Source organism: Bartonella saheliensis, assembly GCF_902162175.1.
In genome coordinates this window covers 1-2,023 of record NZ_LR607295.1, presented here as the reverse complement: position 1 = coordinate 2,023, position 2,023 = coordinate 1, and the positions used below count along the sequence as shown (strand labels likewise).

Below are 2,023 nucleotides of genomic sequence, written 5' to 3'. Positions count from 1 at the left end.
GTTTTATAACGCCCATAATATAGCTTTAAAAGGCTATAATACAAAAGAAGCAATTAATAAGCATATGATAAATATTTACACACAATGCATTTAAAAAAATAATAAAAAATATCAAAAAAGTGCATAAATTAATTGACAATAAATACGTATTTTGTTATATAAATAATCAAGTGATGAAAACACTTCCTAAAGCGGGTAGATCACGATAAGATCTTTCCCAATACATTAAAAAACTGACTGTCTTTTATGCTTTGAATAGCGTATAACGATTTTGCCGGGTGTGGTCATATTATACAATACCCTTATGGGGAAGGTATGACAACAGACTTTAGGCTGTGTTTTCAACGCCCGGCGCCCTTATGGGTTGTCACTTGAAAACATTTTTACCTAAAGGAGTTCATTATGAACGCTATATCAAAAAACACTCCCGTTATTTCTGACATTTCAAATGAAACCGCATCTAATAACAAACAAGAGCCTGCAAAAAAATACGAATTTATTGATGATTGTGAATATATAGATGGTCATTTCTTAAAGCGAATTAGAGCATTAAGAGATTTTGATGATGTAAAAAAAGGTGACCTCGGGGGGTATATTGAAAGTGAAAATAATCTATCACATGATGGCAATTGCTGGGTATATGATAAAGCACGCGTCTTTCAAAACGCACGGGTTTCTGAGAATGCAAAAGTAAAAGGTTTTTTTGTAGACGTTTATGGCGATGCTAAAATTTATGGAAATGCTATTTTTCAAGGCATGGCAATAAATGATTATTGTGAAGTCTATGGCAATGCCCGTGTTGAAAATGCCGTTGTTCTCGAAGGTAATGTGAAAATTTATGATAACGCCCATGTAAGTGGCCATGCCCATATTTCTGATGATACCGTCATTTGTGATAATGCCCATGTGGGTGGCAATGCGAAAATAAGTGATGGTGCTTATATATGTGATTATTCTCAAGTTTATGATGATGCCGTTGTGTGTGGTTCTTTAATTTGTGGGGATTCTTATATTCATAGTGCCGCCTCTTTATCATCTGATGATCAAATTCATGACGAGGCAATTCCAAGATTTGGTAGTGAAGATGATTATTATCGTCATGAATATTATGATGCTGTGTAAATGACGCGCGGGCGCGGCGGGGGCGCCTCTCTTTAAAACATTTCATTCAAAAATTTAATTTTCTTATAAAGGAATTGTGCCATGCAAAAAAAGTTTGCACTCACAAATGAGACACGTGTATTAAATAATCAAACCCTTTATCGCATTAAAGCATTAAGAGACTTTGCTGATGTAAAGGCTGGGGATCTTGGTGGTTTTATCGAAAATGAAAGCAATCTTTCTCATGATGGGAATTGTTGGGTATATGATAATGCCCGTGTTTTAAATACTGCCTATATTTATGAAAATGCAAGGGTTTCTGATAACGCTATTATAATGGGCTTTGTTTATGGCAATGCGCATGTTTGTGACCGTGCCCGTGTTTATGCAAATGCTCATGTTTATGACAATGCGCATCTTTCTTATAATGCTTGGGTTTTTCAATATGCAAGGGTTTTTGGGAATGCAAAATTATCGGGGTGTGCACGTATTCATAGCAAGGCGGTAGTTTATGATCATGCTATTGTGAGTGGTGCTGCAAAAATTTATGGCTCTGTGTATGGCAATGCGAAAATTTCTGATTATATCGTGATTAGAGGCAAGGTCTATGGCAATGCAAGAATAAAAAGACATAGCGGTTTGTGTTCGGTTCCCATAAATTGTGAAGTTTATGAAAACGATCACGTTGTAAAGATTATTGAAAATAAAGCAGCGTAAATACATGCGGGGGCGGTGCGGGGCGTCCCTCTTTAAAATTTCTCATTTCAAAATTTAATGAATATCAACTTAGGGAGTTACCTATGACCAGTACAATTGTATCTAAAAAATATGAATTTACTAATGAAAGTCACGTTATTGAAGGGATTACTTTACACCGTATACGTGCTTTAAGAGATTTTGATGATGTAAAGGCGGGGGATTT

Annotated in this window: 2 protein-coding genes; both read left to right on the top strand. The window is 35.6% G+C overall.

Translation table 11 applies throughout. From position 1 onward, the window contains the following. Positions 1 to 402 precede the first annotated feature (402 nt). Entirely contained in the window at positions 403 to 1,122 is a 720-nt protein-coding gene (locus tag FS875_RS09775) for an LbetaH domain-containing protein (RefSeq protein WP_144756224.1), read from the top strand. An 81-nt stretch (positions 1,123 to 1,203) separates the two neighbouring features. After that, a complete protein-coding gene (locus tag FS875_RS09770; protein ID WP_144756221.1) occupies positions 1,204 to 1,818 on the top strand; it encodes a hypothetical protein in 615 nt (204 codons plus the stop codon). Positions 1,819 to 2,023 lie beyond the last annotated feature (205 nt).

What these genes read in the sequence shown, in the direction of transcription:
- FS875_RS09770 (WP_144756221.1), top strand. Translation starts at nt 1,204, where the DNA reads ATGCAAAAAAAGTTTGCACTCACAAATGAGACACGTGTATTAAATAAT.
- FS875_RS09775 (WP_144756224.1), top strand. Translation starts at nt 403, where the DNA reads ATGAACGCTATATCAAAAAACACTCCCGTTATTTCTGACATTTCAAAT.